At 76.1% G+C, this 20,585-nt stretch carries 16 protein-coding genes and 1 riboswitch; of the genes, 15 read left to right on the top strand and 1 reads right to left on the bottom strand.

The genetic code is table 11. The features are described from left to right. Window positions 1-87 precede the first annotated feature (87 nt). Complete coding sequence (locus ACZ56B_RS12845; RefSeq protein ID WP_468789184.1) at window positions 88-852, bottom strand: class II aldolase/adducin family protein; 765 nt, start codon at window positions 850-852, stop codon at window positions 88-90. 257 nt (window positions 853-1,109) lie between these two features. Here ACZ56B_RS12845 and ACZ56B_RS12850 point away from each other — a divergent pair, with 257 nt between their 5' ends. From ACZ56B_RS12850 to cobC, 15 genes are all read left to right on the top strand, one after another. Beyond that, window positions 1,110-2,354, top strand: coding sequence for an inorganic phosphate transporter (locus ACZ56B_RS12850; RefSeq protein WP_468789186.1), 1,245 nt, complete (start codon window positions 1,110-1,112; stop codon window positions 2,352-2,354). Window positions 2,355-2,384: 30 nt separating this feature from the next. Further along, window positions 2,385-2,606 carry a hypothetical protein gene (locus ACZ56B_RS12855; protein ID WP_468789188.1) on the top strand — a complete coding sequence of 74 codons (222 nt, stop codon included), beginning with the start codon at window positions 2,385-2,387 and terminating at the stop codon, window positions 2,604-2,606. A 168-nt stretch (window positions 2,607-2,774) separates the two neighbouring features. Next, window positions 2,775-2,912, top strand: a riboswitch (cobalamin riboswitch). Window positions 2,913-3,046: 134 nt separating this feature from the next. Beyond that, window positions 3,047-3,988, top strand: coding sequence for a cobalamin biosynthesis protein (locus ACZ56B_RS12860; RefSeq protein ID WP_468789190.1), 942 nt, complete (start codon window positions 3,047-3,049; stop codon window positions 3,986-3,988). Then, window positions 3,985-5,496 (top strand): cobyric acid synthase, encoded by a 1,512-nt coding sequence (locus ACZ56B_RS12865; protein WP_468789192.1) that lies wholly within the window; start codon window positions 3,985-3,987, stop codon window positions 5,494-5,496. The genes ACZ56B_RS12860 and ACZ56B_RS12865 overlap by 4 nt, the downstream gene beginning before the upstream one ends. Further along, a complete protein-coding gene (gene cobN / locus ACZ56B_RS12870; RefSeq protein WP_468789194.1) occupies window positions 5,493-9,158 on the top strand; it encodes a cobaltochelatase subunit CobN in 3,666 nt (1,221 codons plus the stop codon). Before ACZ56B_RS12865 ends, cobN begins: the two co-directional genes overlap by 4 nt. Continuing rightward, entirely contained in the window at window positions 9,155-11,233 is a 2,079-nt protein-coding gene (locus tag ACZ56B_RS12875) for a putative cobaltochelatase (RefSeq protein WP_468789196.1), read from the top strand. The genes cobN and ACZ56B_RS12875 overlap by 4 nt, the downstream gene beginning before the upstream one ends. Continuing rightward, a complete protein-coding gene (gene cobO, locus ACZ56B_RS12880; protein WP_468789198.1) occupies window positions 11,233-11,832 on the top strand; it encodes a cob(I)yrinic acid a,c-diamide adenosyltransferase in 600 nt (199 codons plus the stop codon). The genes ACZ56B_RS12875 and cobO overlap by 1 nt, the downstream gene beginning before the upstream one ends. Further along, window positions 11,826-13,229 carry a cobyrinate a,c-diamide synthase gene (locus ACZ56B_RS12885; RefSeq protein ID WP_468789200.1) on the top strand — a complete coding sequence of 468 codons (1,404 nt, stop codon included), beginning with the start codon at window positions 11,826-11,828 and terminating at the stop codon, window positions 13,227-13,229. Before cobO ends, ACZ56B_RS12885 begins: the two co-directional genes overlap by 7 nt. After that, window positions 13,226-13,957, top strand: a complete 732-nt coding sequence (gene cobI / locus ACZ56B_RS12890; protein ID WP_468789202.1) for a precorrin-2 C(20)-methyltransferase — start codon at window positions 13,226-13,228, stop codon at window positions 13,955-13,957. The genes ACZ56B_RS12885 and cobI overlap by 4 nt, the downstream gene beginning before the upstream one ends. A gap of 140 nt (window positions 13,958-14,097) precedes the next feature. Continuing rightward, the gene (gene cobM, locus ACZ56B_RS12895; RefSeq protein ID WP_468789204.1) at window positions 14,098-14,916 is read left to right on the top strand and encodes a precorrin-4 C(11)-methyltransferase; all 819 of its coding nucleotides are present in this window, start codon (window positions 14,098-14,100) and stop codon (window positions 14,914-14,916) included. Beyond that, the gene (cbiE, locus tag ACZ56B_RS12900; protein ID WP_468789206.1) at window positions 14,913-16,166 is read left to right on the top strand and encodes a precorrin-6y C5,15-methyltransferase (decarboxylating) subunit CbiE; all 1,254 of its coding nucleotides are present in this window, start codon (window positions 14,913-14,915) and stop codon (window positions 16,164-16,166) included. The genes cobM and cbiE overlap by 4 nt, the downstream gene beginning before the upstream one ends. After that, complete coding sequence (cobJ, locus tag ACZ56B_RS12905; RefSeq protein ID WP_468789208.1) at window positions 16,163-17,926, top strand: precorrin-3B C(17)-methyltransferase; 1,764 nt, start codon at window positions 16,163-16,165, stop codon at window positions 17,924-17,926. The genes cbiE and cobJ overlap by 4 nt, the downstream gene beginning before the upstream one ends. After that, window positions 17,923-18,519, top strand: coding sequence for a precorrin-8X methylmutase (locus tag ACZ56B_RS12910; protein ID WP_468789210.1), 597 nt, complete (start codon window positions 17,923-17,925; stop codon window positions 18,517-18,519). Before cobJ ends, ACZ56B_RS12910 begins: the two co-directional genes overlap by 4 nt. Next, on the top strand, window positions 18,516-19,433 hold the full coding sequence (locus ACZ56B_RS12915; protein WP_468789212.1) for a sirohydrochlorin chelatase: 918 nt from the start codon (window positions 18,516-18,518) through the stop codon (window positions 19,431-19,433). Before ACZ56B_RS12910 ends, ACZ56B_RS12915 begins: the two co-directional genes overlap by 4 nt. Further along, window positions 19,405-20,496: an Rv2231c family pyridoxal phosphate-dependent protein CobC gene (gene cobC, locus ACZ56B_RS12920; RefSeq protein ID WP_468789214.1), complete on the top strand. Its 1,092-nt coding sequence runs from the start codon at window positions 19,405-19,407 to the stop codon at window positions 20,494-20,496. The genes ACZ56B_RS12915 and cobC overlap by 29 nt, the downstream gene beginning before the upstream one ends. Window positions 20,497-20,585 lie beyond the last annotated feature (89 nt).

The raw sequence follows: 20,585 nt of genomic DNA on the forward strand, positions 1-20,585 counted from the left end.
CGGACCGGCCAGTGGGCGGTCCGGCCGGGCGGGGCGGCCCGCCCGGCCGCGGCGCGGCGGGTCCCGGGGGCGGCCGCGCCGGCGGGTTCACCCCCGCTGCCCGTACCCCCGCAGGCGCTCCCCCGCCCGCGCCACCTGCTCCGGCGACAGCAGGTGCGGGGACCGGCCCGGGACCGAGGAGGCGGCCAGCCAGACGCGGCACATCCACTCCAGCTGGGCCGTGCGGTCGTAGGCCTGGGCGAGGGTCGCCCCGTGGGTGACGGTGCCGTGGTTCTGCAGGAGGCAGCCGGTGCGGCCGTCGAGGGCGCGGAGCATGTTCCCGGCCAGTTCCTCCGTGCCGTACGTCGCGTAGCGGGCGACCCGGACGGGGCCGCCCAGCGCCGCGGCCATGTAGTGGATCAGCGGCAGCTCGTCGACGAGCGTGGAGACGGCCGTCGCGTGCACGGCGTGCGTGTGCACGACGGCGCGCGCGTCGGTCGTCCGGTGGACGGCCAGGTGCAGGGGCAGCTCGCTGGTCGGGACCAGCGAGCCGAGGACCTGCCGGCCGGCGAGGTCGACACCGGTCACGTCGTCCGGCGTCAGCCGGTCGTACGGCACCCCCGAGGGGGTGACCAGGACGGTGTCGCCGACCCGGACCGAGACGTTGCCGGAGGTGCCGACGACGAGTCCGTCGGCGACGGTGCGGCGCGCGGTCCCGACGAGTTCCGCCCAGGCGCGCGCCTCCTCCTCGCGCACGCGGCGCCCCCGCGCCCGCCCCCCGTCCGGCGCGCGGCGCTCCCGTTCGTCCCCCGCGCCCCGCGCGCGTTCCCCGGCGTCCTCCGCTTCCCGTCCGTCCCTCCGCTGTCCAGTCATGCCGTGATCCTGTCAGGCGGCCCGCCCCCGGGTGACCGAAATCTCTCCGGCGGTCCTCCGGCCGGCTGAAAAGGGCCCCGCTGCGGGCGTCCGGCGCCCCGGGGCGGGCCCGCCGCCGGACACGGCGGCGGACCCGCCGTCCGGCGGAGCGGCCACCCCCTCTTACGGTCACCGCGATGCCCATTCCAGTTCATCTTCCGTTCACCCTGGTTACCTACGTTCGACCAGCCAATGACCTCGAACGAATGCCTGGGTAAATGGAAAGCTTCTCGCTGATCCTCGCGATTGTGGTGGTGACCGCACTCGCGTTCGATTTCACGAACGGTTTCCACGACACCGCGAACGCGATGGCGACGACCATTTCGACCGGTGCGCTGAGGCCCAAGGTCGCGGTGGCCATGTCCGCCGTGCTCAACCTCGTCGGTGCCTTCCTGTCGGTGGAAGTCGCCAACACGATCTCCAAAGGCCTCGTCGACGAGGCCGGCATCCGTCCCGAGGTCATCTTCGCCGCCCTGGTCGGCGCGATCCTCTGGAACCTCCTCACCTGGCTGGTCGGCCTGCCCTCCAGCTCCTCGCACGCCCTCATGGGCGGTCTGATCGGCGCCACCGTCGCCTCCGCCGGCCTCGGCGCGGTGCACGGCGACGTCCTGGTCACCAAGGTGCTGATCCCCGCCGTCGCCGCCCCGCTGGTCGCGGGCGTCGCCGCGATGATCGCGACCCGGCTCACCTACCGGATGGACAAGAAGGCCGACGGCCAGGCCGCCGAGAAGGGCTACCGCGCCGGCCAGATCGCCTCGGCCGGTCTGGTCTCCCTGGCCCACGGCACCAACGACGCCCAGAAGACGATGGGCATCATCACCCTGGCCCTGGTCGCCGGCGGCGCCCTCGCCCCCGACTCCGACCCGCCCCTGTGGGTCATCGTCTCCGCGGGCGTCGCCATCGCGCTCGGCACCTACCTCGGCGGCTGGCGCATCATCCGCACCATGGGCAAGGGCCTGACCGACCTCCAGCCGCAGCAGGGCTTCGCCGCCCAGACCAGCGCCGCGACGGTCATCCTGGCCTCCTCCCACCTCGGCTTCTCGCTGTCCACCACGCACTCCGTCTCGGGTGCCGTGATGGGCGCCGGACTGGGCCGCAAGGGCGGTGTCGTGCGCTGGTCGACCGCCACCCGGATGTTCGTCGCCTGGGGTCTGACGCTGCCCGCGGCCGCCCTGGTCGCGGCGCTCGCCGAGTGGGTCTGCGGCTTCGGTTCCTGGGGCACCGCCGCGGTGGCGGTCTTCCTGGTCGTCTCCAGCGCGGCGATCTGGAAGATCTCCCGGCGCGAGGTCGTCGACCACACCAACGTCAACGACACCGACGACGCCTCCGCCGAGGAGCCGGCCGGCGTGGTGACCCAGGCGGTGGCCGCCGTGGCCCCGCCCCCGGCCGGGGAGCTGGCCGCCTCCGTCCCGTCGCCGGTCTCCACCGACCCGGCCGCCCCGTCGGCCAAGACCACCGTCTGACGCGACCCGGCACGAAGGAAGAAGAGCACCATGCAGATCGACTGGGCAGCCCTCGGTTCCGTCTTCGGCGTCAGCCTCGTGGTCACCGTGGCCCTGGTGGGCCTGTTCACCCTCGGCATCGCCGGCCTGTCCCACCGCGACCGGGCCGCCGCCCGGGGCCGGTCCGCGCCCCTGGCGGTCACCGGCGCCTACGCCTGCTTCGCGGCGTGCGCGGCGGCGGTGGCGTACGGAATCAGCCTGATCATGGCCTGATCACACCTCGTCCCCGTCCGGCGGGGGGTGCGCGGGCCCCGGCCCCGCACCGCCCGTCCGCGCGTCCGGAGCCGTCCACGCGCCTTCCCGGCCCGCCCGCCGACCCCCCGGCGCACCGCTGTGGGCCTCAGCACACTTCAGCCTCGCAGGTCAACGGCAAGTTGACGGTTCTTCCACGGCCGTGGTGGACTGCCTCAGCCAATACGGCGGCAGGAGAGGAAGCCGGTGAGAGTCCGGCGCGGTCCCGCCACTGTCACCGGGGCGCACGCCCCGGGAGCCAGGAACTCTCACCGCCGGTCTCGTCGAACCAGGGCGCGGACACCCTGAGTGAGGACACAACGCCATGCGCGGCTGCCTGTTGAGGTCGATCAGCGACACTCCGCCCCGTCCCGGGGCCTTCCCCCTCACGATTCCCGCCGGCTCCACGACCGGCTGACCCCATGGGTGCCGATCGCGTGTTCGCGTACGGCGCCGCCGCCGGCCTCCTCGGCGACCTGCTGCTCGGCGATCCCCGCCGCGGGCACCCGGTCGCCGCCTTCGGGCGGGCCGCGGCCGCCGTGGAACGGGTGCTGTGGCGGGACGACCGCGGCCGGGGCGCGGCGCACACCGCCGTGTGCGTCGGCGGGACCGTCGCGCTGGGGTGCCTGGCCGCCCGCTGGGCACGGCCCTCCCCCGCCGCCTCCGTCGCCCTGACCGGTGTCGCCACCTGGGCCGTCGTCGGCGGGACCTCGCTGGCCCGCGAGGCCCGGGCCGTCGGGCGGGCCCTTCGGGACGGGGACGTCGAGGCGGCGCGGGCGCGGCTGCCGCACCTGTGCGGACGGGACCCGCAGGCGCTGGACGCCGACGGGATCGCCCGCGCGGTCGTGGAGTCCGTCGCCGAGAACACCTCCGACGCCGTCGTCGGCGCGCTGGTGTGGGGGGCCGTCGCCGGGGTGCCGGGCCTGCTCGGCTTCCGGGCCGTCAACACGCTGGACGCGATGGTCGGCCACAAGTCCCCCCGCTACCGCCGCTACGGCTGGGCCTCCGCCCGCCTCGACGACGTGGCCGGGTGGCCGGGGGCGCGGCTGACCGCCGCCCTCGCCGCGCTCGCGGGACCGGACCCGCGCGGGGCCGTGCGGGCCTGGCGGGCGGACGCCGCGAAGCACCCGAGCCCCAACGCCGGCCCCGTCGAGGCGTCCTTCGCGGGCGCGCTCGGCGTGCGGCTCGGCGGGACGCTCTCCTACGGCGGACGGGTCGAGCACCGGCCCGTCCTCAACGGCGGCGGCCGGACGGTGACCGTGCGCGACATCGACCGGGCGGTACGGCTCTCGCGGCGGGTCGGCTGGCTCGCGCTGGGCGTCGGCGCCGCCGCGCGGCTCGCCGTCAAGGGGCGTGCGGCATGAGCGGCGGGGGTCTGCTGGTCGCCGGGACCACCTCGGACGCCGGCAAGAGCGTGGTGACCGCCGGGATCTGCCGGTGGCTGGTGCGGCAGGGCGTGCGCGTCGCGCCGTTCAAGGCGCAGAACATGTCGCTGAACTCGTTCGTGACGCGCGAGGGCGCCGAGATCGGGCGGGCGCAGGCCATGCAGGCCCAGGCCTGCCGGATCGAGCCGACCGCGCTGATGAACCCGGTGCTGCTCAAGCCGGGCGGGGAGCGCAGCAGCCAGGTGGTGCTGCTGGGCAGGCCCGTCGGGGAGATGAGCGCACGCGGCTACCACGGGGGCCGGCAGCAGCGGCTGCTGGGCACGGTGCTGGACTGCCTGGAGCGGCTGCGGAGCACGTACGACGCGGTGATCTGCGAGGGGGCCGGCAGCCCGGCCGAGATCAACCTGCGCCGCACGGACATCGTGAACATGGGCGTCGCCCGGAACGCCGGGCTGCCGGTGCTGGTGGTGGGCGACATCGACCGGGGCGGCGTCTTCGCCTCCTTCTTCGGCACCGTCGCCCTGCTCTCCCCCGAGGACCAGCGGCTGGTCGCCGGGTTCCTGGTGAACAAGTTCCGGGGCGACGTGTCGCTGCTGGAGCCGGGGCTGGAGATGCTGCGCGGCCTGACCGGGCGGCGGACCTACGGCGTGCTGCCGTTCCGGCACGGGCTCGGCATCGACGAGGAGGACGGACTCCACGTGTCGCTGCGCGGCGCGGTGCGGGAGTCGGCGGTGGCCGCGCCGGCCGGTGAGGACGTGCTGCGGGTCGCCGTGTGCGCGGTGCCGCTGATGTCCAACTTCACCGACGTGGACGCGCTCGCCGCCGAACCGGGGGTCGTGGTGCGGTTCGTGGACCGGCCCGAGGAGCTGGCCGACGCCGACCTCGTGGTCGTACCGGGTACGCGCGCGACCGTGCGGGCGCTGCGGTGGCTGCGGACGCGCGGGCTCGCGGACGCGCTGGAGCGGCGGGCCGCCGAGGGACGGCCCGTGCTCGGCATCTGCGGCGGCTTCCAGCTCCTCGGCGAGCACATCGAGGACGACGTGGAGAGCCGCGCGGGGCACGTGGACGGGCTCGGGGTCCTGCCGGTGCGGGTGCGGTTCGCCCGGGAGAAGACGCTCGCCCGGCCGGTCGGGCAGGCCTTCGGGGAGCGGGTCGAGGGGTACGAGATCCATCACGGGGTCGCCGAGGTGACCGGCGGGGAGACCTTCCTGGACGGCTGCCGGGTCGGGCAGACCTGGGGCACGCACTGGCACGGCTCCCTGGAGTCGGACGGCTTCCGCCGGGCCTTCCTGCGCGAGGTGGCCGCCGCCGCGGGGCGCCGCTTCGTGCCCGCCCCGGACACCTCTTTCGCCGCGCTGCGCGAGGAGCAGCTCGACCGGCTCGGCGATCTCATCGAACAGCACGCGGACACGGACGCGCTGTGGCGGCTCATCGAGTCGGGCGCGCCGCAAGGACTGCCTTTCATTCCACCGGGAGCGCCCGCATGAGCACTGTGTTGTTGTTGTCGACCGCCGACACGGACCTGCTGGCGGCCCGGGCCTCCGGCGCCGCCTACCGGATCGGCAATCCGACCCGGGTGGACGCGGCCCGGGAGCTGCCCGGGCTGCTCGACGGCGCGGACCTCGCCGTCGTCCGGCTGCTGGGCGGCAAGCGGGCCTGGGAGGACGGGATCGCGGCGCTGAGGGCGTCCGGGGTCCCGGCGGTGCTGCTCGGCGGGGAGGCCGTGCCGGACGCGGAGCTGATGGCCGAGTCGACGGTGCCGGCCGGTGTGGTCGCGGAGGCGCTGAAGTACCTCGTCGAGGGCGGCCCGGAGAACCTGGCCGAGCTGGCCCGGTTCCTGTCGGACACCGTGCTGCTGACCGGCGAGGGGTTCGAACCGCCGCGGAAGATGCCGGAGTTCGGCGTCCACGGCGCGCGTGCGGTGGAACCGGGCCGTCCGACCGTGGGCGTGCTCTTCTACCGGGCCCACGAACTGAGCGGCAACACCGCCTTCGTGGACACGCTGTGCGACGCGATCGAGGCCCGCGGGGCCAACGCCCTCCCGGTGTACTGCGGTTCGCTGCGCGGTGCCGACGCGGGCCTGTACGAGCTGCTGTCGCGGGCCGACGCCCTGGTCGCCACGGTGCTCGCGGCCGGCGGCACGCACGCCTCGCAGGCGTCGGCGGGCGGCGACGAGGAGGCCTGGGACATCGGGGCGCTGGCCGACCTGGACGTGCCGGTGCTGCAGGGGCTGTGCCTCACCTCCTCGCGCGCCGCCTGGGAGGAGTCCGACGCCGCCCTGTCCCCCATGGACGCGGCGATGCAGGTCGCCATCCCGGAGTTCGACGGGCGGCTGGTCACGGTCCCGTTCTCCTTCAAGGAGCAGGGCCCGGACGACGTCCCGGTGTACGTCGCCGACCCGGAACGGGCCGCCCGGGTGGCCGGGATCGCCGTGCGGCACGCCCGGTTGAAGCACACGCCGAACGCCGGGAAGAAGCTCGCGCTCGTCTTCACCGCGTACCCGACGAAGCACTCGCGCGTCGGCAACGCGGTCGGCCTGGACACGCCCGCCTCGGCGGTGCGGGTGCTGGACGCGCTGCGGGACGCGGGGTACGGGGTGCACGGGTACCCCGACGACGGCGACGAGTTGATCCACCGGCTCATCGAAGCGGGCGGCCACGACGTGGAGTGGCTGACCGAGGACCAACTGGCCGCCGCGCCCGCGCGGGTGCCGCTGGCGGACTACCGGGCCTGGTTCGAGAAGCTGGACCCGCAGCTGCGGGACGCGATGACCGAGGCGTGGGGGGAGCCGCCGGGCTCGCTGTACGTCGACGGCGACGACATCGTGCTGGCCTCCCTCCGGTTCGGGAACGTCGTGGTGATGATCCAGCCGCCGCGCGGCTTCGGCGAGAACCCGATCGCCATCTACCACGACCCCGACATGCCCCCGTCGCACCACTACCTGGCGGCCTACCGGTGGCTGGAGAACAGCTTCGGCGCCGACGCGATCGTGCACATGGGCAAGCACGGCACCATGGAGTGGCTGCCGGGCAAGGGGCTCGGGCTGAGCGCCGGCTGCGCGCCGGACGCGGTGCTCGGCGACCTGCCGCTGGTCTACCCGTTCATCGTCAACGACCCCGGCGAGGGCACCCAGGCCAAGCGGCGCGGGCACGCCACGGTGGTCGACCACCTCGTCCCGCCGATGGCCCGCGCGGACACCTACGGCGACCTGGCGAAGCTGGAGCAGCTGCTCGACGAGTACGCGCTGGTCTCCGACCTGGACCCGGCGAAGGCCCCGGCGGTGCGCGCCCAGATCTGGACGCTGGTGAAGGCCGCCGAGCTCCACCACGACCTGCACGTCGACGAACAGCCGGACGACGACGACTTCGACGAGTTCGTCATGCACATCGACGGCTACCTGTGCGAGATCAAGGACGTGCAGATCAGGGACGGCCTGCACATCCTGGGCGGCGGGCCCGTCGGCGAGCCCCGGGTGAACCTGGTGCTGGCCGTGCTGCGCGCCTCGCAGGTGTGGGGCGGGCGGGCGAACGCCCTGCCGGGCCTGCGGGCCTGCCTGGCCGAGCACTTCGGGCTGGTGGAGAAGGAGCTGCTGGCCGAGCCGGGCGCCCCCGTCAAGGTGCCGGTGGAGCTGACGGACCTGGTGGACGGCCCGGCCCGTACGGGCGCCGACGCGATCGACCTGCTGGAGCTGCTGTGCCGGCGGATCGCGGAAGGCATGGAGGAGCGCGGCTGGGCGGCCGGCGCGGCTCCCGCGCTGGTCCGGGAGGTGGTGGGCGCGGACCTCCCGGACGCCGTGGCCGTGGTGGAGTTCGCCTGCACCGAGGTCGTGCCGCGGCTCGCGCGCACGACGGACGAGATCGGGCACATCCTGCGGGCGCTGGACGGCGGTTACGTCCCGGCGGGACCGTCGGGCTCGCCCACCCGCGGGCTGGTCAACGTGCTCCCGACCGGGCGGAACTTCTACTCCGTCGATCCCAAGGCGATCCCCTCCCGGCTGAGCTGGGAGGTCGGGCAGTCGCTGGCGGACTCGCTGGTGCAGCGGTACCTGAGCGACACCGGTGCGTACCCGAAGTCCGTCGGCCTGACGGTGTGGGGCACGTCCGCGATGCGCACCCAGGGCGACGACATCGCCGAGATCCTGGCGCTGCTCGGGTGCCGGCCGGTGTGGGACGACGCCTCGCGCCGGGTGACCGGGTTCGAGATCGTCCCCCTGACGGAGCTGGGGCGGCCGCGCATCGACGTCACGGTCCGCATCTCCGGGTTCTTCCGGGACGCGTTCCCGCACGTGGTGGGGCTGATCGACGACGCGGTACGGGCGGTGGCGGAGCTGGACGAGCCCGCCGAGTCCAACTTCGTGCGCGCCCACGCCGACGAGGACACCGCCGAGCACGGCGACCGCCGGCGGGCCACCGCCCGCATCTTCGGCTCGAAGCCCGGTGCGTACGGCGCGGGCCTGCTGCCGCTGATCGACGCCCGCAACTGGCGCTCCGACGCCGACCTCGCCGAGGTGTACGCGGTCTGGGGCGGCTACGCCTACGGGCGCGGGCTCGACGGGCGGGCGGCGCGCGGGGACATGGAGACGGCGTTCCGGCGGATCGCGGTGGCGGCGAAGAACGTCGACACGCGCGAGCACGACCTCGTCGACGCCGACGACTACTTCCAGTACCACGGCGGCATGGTCGCCATGGTCAGGCACCTGACGGGTGCCTCACCCGAGGCCTACGTCGGCGACTCCGCCACTCCCGACCAGGTGAGGACCCGCACGCTGGGCGAGGAGACCCACCGGGTCTTCCGCGCCCGGGTGGTCAACCCGCGCTGGATGGCCGCGATGCGGCGCCACGGCTACAAGGGCGCCTTCGAGATGGCGGCCACCGTCGACTACCTCTTCGGCTACGACGCCACGGCCGGGGTCGTGGACGACTGGATGTACGAGAAGCTCAGCGCGGAGTACGTCTTCGCCCCGGAGAACCGGGACTTCATGAAGAAGTCCAACCCGTGGGCGCTGCGCGGCATCACCGAACGGCTGCTGGAGGCCGCCGACCGCGGGCTGTGGGCCGAACCGGACGCGGACACGCTGGAGCGGCTGCGCGCCACCTACCTGGAACTCGAAGGCGATCTCGAAGGCGACTCGGAGGGCGACCACCAGTGACCACCCCCTTTCCGTTCACGGCCGTCGTCGGCCAGGACGACCTGCGGCTCGCGCTGCTGCTGAACGCCGTCTCCCCGGCGGTCGGCGGTGTGCTGGTGCGCGGGGAGAAGGGCACCGCCAAGTCGACGGCGGTGCGGGCGCTCTCGGCGCTGCTCCCGGAGGTGGCCGTGGTGCCCGGCTGCCGTTTCTCCTGCGACCCCGCGGCCCCCGACCCCGGGTGCCCGGACGGTCCGCACGAGAGCGGCGGCGGCACGGCCCGGCCCGCCCGCATGGTCGAGCTGCCCGTCGGCGCCTCCGAGGACCGGCTGGTCGGGGCGCTCGACATCGAGCGGGCGCTGGCCGAGGGCGTGAAGGCCTTCGAGCCGGGGCTGCTCGCCGACGCGCACCGGGGCATCCTGTACGTCGACGAGGTCAACCTCCTGCACGACCACCTGGTCGACCTGCTGCTGGACGCCGCCGCGATGGGCGCCTCGTACGTCGAGCGCGAGGGTGTCTCGGTGCGGCACGCCGCGCGGTTCCTGCTCGTCGGGACCATGAATCCCGAGGAGGGCGAGCTGCGGCCGCAGCTCCTCGACCGGTTCGGGCTGACCGTCGAGGTGACCGCCTCGCGCGAGCCCGGCCAGCGGGTCGAGGTCGTCCGGCGGCGGCTGGCGTACGACGACGACCCGGCCGGCTTCGCCGCGCGGTGGGCCGACGAGGAGGCCGCCGTGCGGGCGCGGATCGCGGCCGCGCGGGAGTTGCTGCCGTCGGTGCGCCTCGGTGACGGGGCGCTGCGGCAGATCGCGGCGACCTGCGCCGCGTTCGAGGTGGACGGCATGCGGGCCGACATCGTGATGGCGCGCACCGCGACCGCGCTGGCGGCCTGGGCCGGGCGGACCGACGTGCTGGCCGAGGACGTGCGGCAGGCCGCCCTGCTGGCCCTCCCCCACCGGCGGCGGCGGAACCCGTTCGACGCGCCCGGACTGGACGAGGACAAGCTCGACGAGACGCTGGAGCGGTCCGGGGACGACGACGGTCCCGACACCGATCCGGACGGGCCGGACGGACCGGGCGGGGGCGGCGGGCAGCCGCCCGCCGACGGTCCCGGGGGCGGTGACGCGGGGACCCCGCCGGAGCCCCGGGGGTCCGGGGCGGCCGAGGAGTCCGGCGGGGCGGAGCCCGCGGGCGCCGGCTCCGGTGAGCGGTCCCCGGTGGGCGCCGCCGAGCCCTTCCGGACGAAGGCGCTGAGCGTCCCCGGGATCGGCGAGGGCGCCGCCGGCCGGCGCTCCCGGGCGCGGACCGAGCACGGGCGGACCACGGGCGCGCGGCGGCCGGACGGCGCGCTGACCAAGCTGCACCTGGCGGCGACCGTGCGGGCGGCGGCACCGCACCAGCGGGCACGGGGGCGGTCGGGGCCGGGTCTGGTGATCCGCCGGGACGACCTGCGGCAGGCGGCGCGCGAAGGGCGCGAGGGCAACCTCGTGCTGTTCGTCGTCGACGCCTCCGGGTCGATGGCGGCGCGGCAGCGGATGGGCGCCGTGAAGGGCGCCGTGCTGTCGCTGCTTCTGGACGCCTACCAGCGGCGGGACAAGGTGGGGCTGGTGACCTTCCGGGGATCGGCGGCCGAGGTCGCGCTGCCGCCGACGTCGTCGGTGGACGCGGCGGCGGCGCGGCTGGAGTCGCTGCCGACGGGCGGGCGCACCCCGCTGGCGGCCGGGCTGCTCAAGGCGCACGACGTGCTGCGGGTGGAGCGGCTGCGGGACCCCGCGCGGCGGGCGCTGGTGGTCGTGGTGACCGACGGCCGGGCCACAGCAGGAGGGGCGGCGCGAAGCGCCTTTGGCCGGGGTGGTGGCCGGGTGACGGGCGGGGCCGAACCGGTCGCCCTCGCCGGGCGGGCGGCGCGGCTGTTCGCCGCCGACGGGACCGCGTCGGTGGTCGTGGACTGCGAGTCGGGGCCGGTGCGGCTGGGACTGGCCGGGCGGCTCGCGGACGAACTGGGCGGTACGGCGGTGACGCTGGACGGACTGCGGGCCGACTCGATCGCCGGGCTGGTCAGGGACGTGCAGGGAGCCGGGAATCCGAGGAGGGCCGCGTAATGCCGAAGGGACAGCCGAGCGTCGTGCCGGACGACGGACTGACGACCCGTCAGCGGCGCAACCGGCCGCTGGTCGTCGTGCACACCGGGGTCGGCAAGGGCAAGTCGACGGCCGCGTTCGGGCTGGCGCTGCGGGCCTGGAACCAGGGCTGGCCGATCGGGGTGTTCCAGTTCGTCAAGTCGGCCAAGTGGAAGGTCGGCGAGGAGCGGGCGCTGCGCGTCCTCGGCGACTCCGGCGAGGGCGGGACCGTCGCCTGGCACAAGATGGGCGAGGGCTGGTCCTGGGTGCAGCGCGACGCGCAGATGGACAACGAGGAGAAGGCCCGGGAGGGCTGGGAGCAGGTCAAGCGGGACCTGGCCGCCGAGACGTACCGGCTGTACGTGCTCGACGAGTTCGCCTACCCGATGCACTGGGGGTGGATCGACACCGACGAGGTCGTGTCCGTGCTGCGGGACCGGCCGGGCACCCAGCACGTGGTGATCACCGGGCGGAACGCGCCGGAGAAGCTCGTGGACCTCGCGGACCTCGTGACCGACATGTCCAAGGTCAAGCACCCCATGGACGTCGGGCAGAAGGGGCAGAGGGGCATCGAGTGGTGACCCCGTCCCCGTCCGTGCCCCGGCTGGTGATCGCCGCGCCCTCCTCGGGCAGCGGGAAGACCACCGTCGCCACCGGGCTGATGGCCGCGCTCACCGCGCGGGGGCTCGCCGTGTCCCCGCACAAGGTGGGCCCGGACTACATCGACCCCGGGTACCACGCGCTCGCCACCGGGCGGGCGGGACGCAACCTCGACGCGTACCTGTGCGGGCCGGAGCTGGTCGCTCCGCTGTTCCTGCACGGGGCGCGCGGGTGCGACGTCGCCGTGGTCGAGGGCGTGATGGGGCTGTACGACGGGGCCGCGGGGGAGGGCGAGCTGGCGTCCACCGCGCAGGTGGCGAAGCTGCTGCGGGCACCGGTGGTGCTGGTCGTCGACGCGTCGAGGCAGTCGCGGTCGGTGGCGGCGCTGGTGCACGGGTTCGTGAGCTGGGACCCCGGGGTGCGGGTCGGGGGCGTGATCCTGAACAAGGTCGCCTCCGACCGGCACGAGGCGCTGCTGCGGGAGGCGCTGGAGTCCGTCGGGGTGCCCGTGCTCGGTGCGGTGCGGCGGGCCGGCCGGGTCGGTGTGCCGTCGCGGCACCTGGGGCTGGTGCCGGTCGCCGAGCGGCGCCGTGAGGCGGTCGAGGCCGTCGAGGCGATGGGCGCGCAGGTGGCGGCCGGGTGCGATCTGGAGGGCCTGGTCGCGCTGGCGCGGGGCGCGGGCGCGGTGCCGGGCGCGGCCTGGGACGCGGCCGGGGCGGTGGCTCCCTCGTCCCCGCCCCTGCCCTCCCCCGCCCCGGGGGCCGCGTCCCCGGGCGGGCCGGTGGTCGCCGTCGCCGCGGGAGCGGCGTTCAGCTTCTCCTACGCCGAGCACACCGAGCTGCTCGCCGCCGCCGGCGCCGAGGTCGTCCCCTTCGACCCGCTGCGGGACGAGGAGCTGCCCGAGGGGACGCGCGGGCTGGTCGTCGGGGGCGGGTTCCCCGAGGTGTACGCCGCCGAGCTGTCCGCCAACGAGCCGCTGCGGAAGGCCGTGGCCGGACTGGCGCACGGCGGGGCGCCCGTCGCCGCCGAGTGCGCCGGACTGCTGTACCTGTGCCGGGAGCTGGACGACCGGCCGATGTGCGGGGTGCTGGACGCCTCCGCGCGGATGTCGGAGCGGCTGACGCTGGGGTACCGGGACGCCGTGGCCGTGACCGGCAGCGCGCTGGCCGCCGCCGGGACGCGGATGCGCGGGCACGAGTTCCACCGGACCGTCGTGGAACCGGGGGCCGGGCCCGCGCCCGCCTGGGGGGTGCGGGCGCCCGCGCGGCGCGTCGAGGGGTTCGTGCAGCACGGGGTGCACGCGAGTTATCTGCACACGCACTGGGCGTCCGAGCCCGGTGTCGCCCGTCGGTTCGTGGAGAGGTGCCGGACGTCATGAGCAGCAGGCTGGTCGGGGTCGGGGTCGGGCCGGGAGACCCGGAACTGGTGACCGTGAGGGGCGTGAACGTCCTGCGCGCGGCCGAGGTCGTCGTCGTGCCCGTGATGGACACCGGGGAGCGGGGGCGGGCCGAGGCGACCGTGCTGCACTACGTGCCCGCCGAGAAGGTGGTCCGGGTGGTGTTCGCGCTGAACGAGCGCACCGACCGGGCGCGGCGGGAGGCCGCCTGGGACGCGGCCGGGGAGCGGGTCGCGGGGCTGCTGCGGGACCACGGGTCCGTCGCCTTCGCGACCATCGGGGACCCCAACGTGTACTCGACGTTCACGTACCTCGCCCAGACCGTCGCGCGGTCGGTGCCGGGGACGGTGGTGGAGACCGTGCCGGGGATCACCGCCATGCAGGACCTCGCCGCGCGGTCGGGCGCGGTGCTCACCGAGGGGACCGAGCCGCTCACGCTGGTGCCGGTGACCGCCGGGGCGGCCGCGCTCAAGGACGCGCTCGCCGGGCCCGGGACCGTCGTCGCGTACAAGTTCGGGCGGCAGGCGGGCGAGGTCGCCGAGGCGCTGCGGGAGACCGGGCGGATCGGCGACGCGGTGTGGGGGTCGGCGCTCGGGCTGCCGGAGGAGTCGGTCCGGCCGGCCGCCGAGCTGGACGGGACGCCCCTGCCCTACCTCTCGACGCTCATCGCGCCCCCGCGGCGCGACGGCGGGCGGGGCGGCAAGCTGTGACCCCTTCGGGCCCGCGCGGCGGGCGTCCGGCGCACGGTGCCCGCCACCGGCCCGGCCCCGCGGCATCCGCGGCGTCCGCGGCGTCCCCCGACGCCTCCCGACACCCCTGACATCCCTGACACAGGAGAGGACCGATTCCCATGGCCGATGCCCCCGCCGGCAAGGTGACCTTCGTCGGTGCCGGCCCCGGCGCCGCCGATCTGCTGACGTTCCGCGCCGCGCGCGCCATCGCCGGGGCCGACGTCGTGATCTGGGCCGCCAGCCTGGTCCAGGCGGAGGTCCTCGAGCACGCGCGCGAGGACGCGGAGATCCTCGACTCGGCGGTGATGTCCCTGGAGGACGTCGTGGCCGTCTACGAACGGGCCCACGCGCACGGGCTGAAGGTCGCGCGGATCCACTCCGGCGACCCGGCGCTGTGGGGCGGCACGCAGGAGCAGCTCGACCGGTGCGCGCGGATCGGCATCGCGACGGAGGTCGTGCCCGGCGTGTCGTCGTTCTCCGCCGTCGCGGCGCTCGTCCAGCGGGAGCTGACCGTTCCCGAGGTGGCGCAGTCCGTCGTCCTGACCCGGCTCGGCGGCGGCAAGACGCCGATGCCGCCCGGGGAGGAGGTCCGCGAGTTCGCCCGGCACGGCACCACCATGGCGGTCTTCCTGTCGGCCGCCCGCAGCGGGCAGCTGGTGCGGGAGCTGCTGGAGGGCGGCTACCCGACGACCACGCCGGTCGTCGTCGCGTACCAGGCCACCTGGCCCGAGGAGCTGGTGGTGAGGTGCACGGTCGGCACGCTGGAGGAGACGGTCAAGGAGCACCGGCTCTGGAAGCACACCCTGTTCCTGGTCGGACCGGCCCTCGACGCGCACGGCACCCGCTCGCACCTGTACCACCCCGGGCACTTCCACGGCTACCGCCGGGCCGATCCGCAGGCCCGCAGGGAACTGCGGGAGCGGGGCGCGCGCACGTGATCACCGTCGTCGGGATGGGGACGGGGGCGCCGGTCCGCGAGGACGTGGCGGCCGGGGCGGAGCTGGTGGTCGGCGGACGGCGGCACCTGGACGCCGTGCGGCTGCCGGAGGGGGCCGAGCGGGTGGTCCTCGGACCGCTGGCGCCCGCGCTGGACACCGTGGGGAAGTACGTCGCCGCGGAGCGGCCGGTCGTGGTGCTGGCCTCCGGGGACCCCGGGTTCTTCGGGATCGTGCGGGCGCTGGCCGAGCGGTTCGGGGCCGAGCGGCTGACCGTGCGGCCCGGTGTCTCCTCGGTGGCCGCCGCCTTCGCGCGGGTGGGACTGCCCTGGGACGACGCCGTGGTGGTCAGCGCGCACGGGCGGGATCCGCGGACGGCCGTGAACCTGTGCCGGGCCCACCCGAAGGTCGCCGTGCTGACCGGGCCGGGCGCCGGGCCGGCCGAACTGGGGGCCGCGCTGGCCCGCCACCGTCCCGGCCGCCTCCTGGTCGTCGCCTCCGCGCTGGGCGACCCGGAGCGCGAGCGCGTCGAGCGGGTCACGCCCGCCGAGGCCGCGGCGCGGGACTGGGGGCCGGCGGTGAGCGTCGTGCTGTGCCTGGACGCCTCCCGGGCCCTCGGTCCGGTGCGGACCGTCGCGGGCGGGGCCGCCGGGCGGCCCGCCGGCTGGGCGCTGGAGGAGTCCGCGTTCACCCACCGCGACTCCATGATCACCAAGTTCGAGGTGCGGGCCCTGGCCCTGGCCCGGCTCGGGCCGCGCCCCGGTGACCTGGTGTGGGACGTCGGCGCGGGCTCCGGGTCCGTGGCCGTGGAGTGCGCGCGGCTGGGGGCCGCCGTGACCGCGGTGGAGAAGACCCCGGACGGGGTGGAGCGGATCCGCGCCAACGCCGCCGCGCACGGGGTCGACGTGCGGGTGGTGCACGGGACGGCGCCGGAGGTGCTGTCCGGGCTCGACGGTCCCGCGGAGCCCGACGCCGTGTTCGTCGGCGGGGGCGGGCGGGAGCTGCCCGCCGTCGTCGCCGCGTGCGCGCGGCGGGCCCGGCGCACGGTCGTCGTCGCCCTGGCCGCGCTGGACCGCGTGCCGGCCGCGCGCGCGGCGCTGACCGGGGCCGGCCTCGTCTGCGACGGGGTGCTGCTGCAGTCGTCGCGGCTGGCGCCGCTGCCGGGGGACGTGACCCGGCTGGCGGCCGCCAATCCCGTTTTCCTGCTGTGGGGCGTCCGGCCCCCGGCGCACAGTGAAGGAGTAGTCCAGTGATCGGCCTCATCTCCGCCACCGCGGCGGGAGCGGCTGCGCGGGACCGGCTGGCCGCCGCCTGGCCGGACCGCACGCGCGTGTACGAGGGTCCCGTCGCGGACGCCGTGCGGGCCGCGTTCGCGAGTTGCGAGCAGCTCGTGTGCTTCCTCGCCACCGGGGCCGTGGTGCGGCTGGTGGCCCCGCTGCTGGCCGGCAAGACGGCCGACCCGGGCGTGGTCTGCGTCGACGAGGGCGGACGGTTCGCGGTGTCGCTGCTGGGCGGGCACGGGGGCGGGGCGAACGACCTCGCCCGCGAGGTCGCCGAGGTGCTGGGCGCCGAGCCCGTGGTCACCACGGCGACCGACGCCGTGGGCCTGGCCGGCCTGGACACCCTGGGACTTCCCGTGGAGGGCGACGTCGCCGCCGTCTCGCGGGCCCTGCTGGACGGCGAGGCGGTGGCGCTGCGCGCCGAGGTGGCCTGGCCGCTGCCGCCGCTGCCGGTGTCCGGCGAGGGGGCGTACACGATCCGCCTCACGGACCGTCTGGTCGAGCCGCGGGAGGGGGAGGCGGTCCTGCGGCCGCCGACCCTCGTCGCCGGGGTCGGCGCCTCGAGGGGCGCTCCCGTCGAGGAGGTGCTCGCCCTGGTCGAGGACGCCCTGCGCGAGGCCGGGCTGTCGGCCGCGTCGCTCGCCGAGCTCGCCACCGTGGACGCCAAGGCCGGGGAGCCCGGCATCGTGGCGGCGGCCCGGCGCCTGGGCGTGCCCCTGGTGACGTACGGCGCCGAGGAGCTGGCCCGCGTCGAGGTGCCCCACCCCTCCGACGCGCCGCTGGCCGCCGTCGGCACCCCGTCGGTCGCGGAGGCCGCCGCGCTGGTGCGCGGGGGCGACCTCCTCGTGCCCAAGCGGAAGTCGCGGCGCGCCGACGGACGGCCCGCGATGGCGACCTGCGCCGTGGTGCGGCGGCCGGGGCGCGGGCGGCTCGCGGTGGTCGGGCTGGGGCCGGGGGCCCGGGACCTGCTCACCCCGCGGGCGAGGGCGGAGCTGCGGCGCGCCTCCGTACTGGTCGGACTCGACCAGTACGTCGACCAGGTACGGGACCTGCTGCGGCCCGGCACCCGGGTCCTGGAGTCGGGGCTCGGGGCGGAGGAGGAGCGGGCGCGCACGGCCGTCGAGGAGGCCCGCCGGGGCCGGGCGGTCGCGCTGATCGGCAGCGGGGACGCGGGCGTGTACGCCATGGCCTCCCCGGCGCTCGCCGAGGCGTCCGACGACATCGACGTGGTCGGCGTGCCGGGCGTGACGGCGGCGCTGGCGGCCGGGGCGGTCCTGGGGGCCCCGCTGGGGCACGACCACGTGTCGATCAGCCTGTCCGACCTGCACACGCCGTGGGAGGTCATCGAGCGGCGGGTGCGGGCGGCGGCCGAGGCGGACCTCGTCGTGACGTTCTACAACCCGCGCAGCCGGGGCCGTCACTGGCAGCTGCCGAAGGCGCTGGCGATCCTCGCCGGGCACCGGGAGCCGACCACGCCGGTCGGCGTCGTGCGCAACGCGTCCCGGCCGGACGAGTCGAGCCGGCTGACGACGCTGGCGGCGCTGGACCCGGCGACGGTCGACATGATGACGGTCGTGACCGTGGGCAACACGGCGACCCGTGAGGTCGCGGGGCGCATGGTCACCCCGCGCGGCTACCGCTGGCAGGAGGCCCCGGAGGACCGGGACGCCCCGAAGGCGCAGGAGGCCCGGGAGACCCCCGGAGCCCGGCAGGCCCAGGAGGAGGCCCGGTGAACCGCGTGGTCCACCCCATCGAGCAGGAGTCCTTCCGCCGGCTGCGCGCCCGGCTGGACACCTCGCACTTCCCGCCGCTGACCCGGGCGGTCGTCGAACGGGTCGTCCACTCCTCCGCCGACCTCGGCTACGCCGACGAACTCGTCATGGACGAGGCGGAGCTGGTGAGGGCCCATGCCGCGCTGCACGCCGGGGCGCCGGTCGTGGCGGACGTGGAGATGGTCGCGGCCGGGATCACGCGCCGGGCGACCGTGTGCCGGCTGAAGGACGCGCAGGCCGGGCCGGGCCTGACGCGTTCGGCGCACGCGGTGCGGCTGGCGTACGAGGAGGTCGGGCCCGGCGCCCTGTGGGTGATCGGCTGCGCGCCGACCGCCCTGGAGGAACTGCTGGCCCTGGACGTCTCCCCGGCGCTCGTCGTCGGCCTGCCCGTCGGGTTCGTCGGGGCGGCCGAGTCCAAGGCCGCGTTGCGCGAGAGCGGACTGCCCGCCGTGAGCAACGTGTCCGAGAAGGGCGGCTCGGCGGTCGCCGCCGCCGCGCTCAACGCCCTGCTGTACCACCCCGCTTCACCCGAGACGTCCGAGGAGAACCTGTGACCACCCCGCCCGCCCTGCTCATCGCCGGCCACGGCACCCGGGACGACGCCGGCGCGGAGGCGTTCCGCGCCTTCGTGCGGGAGCTGGGACTCCGCCACCCCGGACTGCCCGTCGCCGGCGGTTTCATCGAACTGTCCCCGCCGCCGCTGGGCGAGGCCGTCGCCGAACTGGTGAAGCGCGGCGTGCGCCGGTTCGCGGCCGTGCCGCTGATGCTGGTGTCCGCCGGGCACGCCAAGGGCGACATCCCGGCGGCGCTGGCCCGCGAGAAGGAGCGCCACCCGGGGGTCTCGTACACCTACGGCCGCCCGCTGGGCCCGCACCCCTCCCTGCTGGAGGTGCTCCAGCGGCGGCTGGACGAGGCGGTGGACCCCTCCTGGGACCGCTCGGAGGTGACCGTGCTGCTGGTGGGCCGCGGGTCGACGGACCCGGACGCCAACGCGGAGGTGTTCAAGGCGGCGCGGCTGCTGTGGGAGGGGCGCGGGTACGCGGGCGTGGAGACGGCGTTCGTGTCGCTGGCGGCGCCGGACGTGCCGGGCGGGCTGGACCGCTGCGCGCGGCTGGGGGCGCGGCGGATCGTCGTCCTGCCGTACTTCCTGTTCACCGGGATCCTGCCGGACCGGGTGCGGCGCCAGACCGAGGAGTGGGCGGCGGCGCACCCGGGGACGCAGGTGCGCTCGGCGGACGTCATCGGTCCGGAGCCGGAGCTGCTGGACCTGGTCATGGAACGGTACGAGGAGGCCCTGAAGGGCGACCTCAGGATGAACTGCGACAGCTGCGTGTACCGGATCGCGCTGCCGGGCTTCGAGGACAAGGTGGGGCAGCCGCAGCAGCCGCACTTCCACCCCGACGACGACGGCTCCCACCACCACGGGCACCATCACGGGCATGGACACGCACATTCCCACGCGCACTGAGCCCCGGGGCGCCGCGCCCGCGCACGACCTGCGCCACCACGGGGACGCGGAGGTCCGCGACGACGGCGCGGCGCTGGTCGACCTCGCCGTGAACGTCCGCGCGGACACCCCGCCGGACTGGCTGCGCGAGCACATCGCCGCGTCGCTGTCCTCGCTGGCCGCCTATCCCGACGGCCGGGCCGCGCGGGCGGCGGTGGCCGGGCGGCACGGGCTGCCGGTGGAGCGGGTGCTGCTGACGTCCGGTGCGGCGGAGGCGTTCGTGCTGCTGGCGCGGGCGCTCGGGGCGCGCCGGCCGGTGGTGGTGCACCCGCAGTTCACGGAGCCGGAGGCGGCGCTGCGGGACGCGGGGCACACGGTCGGCCGGGTGCTGCTGCGGGAGGCGGACGGGTTCCGGCTGGACCCGGCGGCGGTGCCCGAGGACGCGGACCTGGTGGTGGTCGGCAACCCGACGAACCCGACGTCGGTGCTGCATCCGGCCGCGGACGTCGTCCGGCTCGCCCGTCCCGGGCGGACCCTGGTGGTGGACGAGGCGTTCATGGACGCGGTGCCGGGCGAGCGGGAGGCGCTGGCCGGGCGGACGGACGTGCCGGGCCTGGTGGTGCTGCGCAGCCTCACCAAGACGTGGGGGCTGGCCGGGCTGCGGATCGGTTACGTGCTGGCGGCGCCGGAGACCGTCGCGGAGCTGGAGCGCGCCCAGCCGCTGTGGCCGGTGTCCACGCCCGCGCTGGCGGCGGCCGAGGCGTGCGTGGGACCCGCGGCGCTCGCGGAGGCGGCGCGGGCGGCCGAGCGCGTCGCGGCGGACCGGGCGCACCTGATCGCGGGGCTGCGGAACCTCGCCGGGCACGGCCTGCGGGTCGCGGAGCCCGCCGAGGGCCCCTTCGTCCTGGTCCGGCTGGAGCACGCGGCGACCGTGCGCAGCCGGCTGCGCGGCCTCGGCTACGCGGTGCGCCGCGGGGACACGTTCCCGGGACTGGACGAGCGGTGGCTGCGGCTGGCGGTACGGGACCGGGAGACGGCGGACGGGTTCCTCGCGGCCCTGGGGCGGGTGCTGGCGGGCGGCTGAGCCGTGTGCCGCGCCCGCCCCGCCCCGGCGCCGGTCCTCCCGCGCGGTGGGCCGGGCCGTGCGGGGCGGGCCCCGGCGGGGCGGGAGAC

This window comes from Streptomyces sp. NPDC034670, from assembly GCF_055574875.1.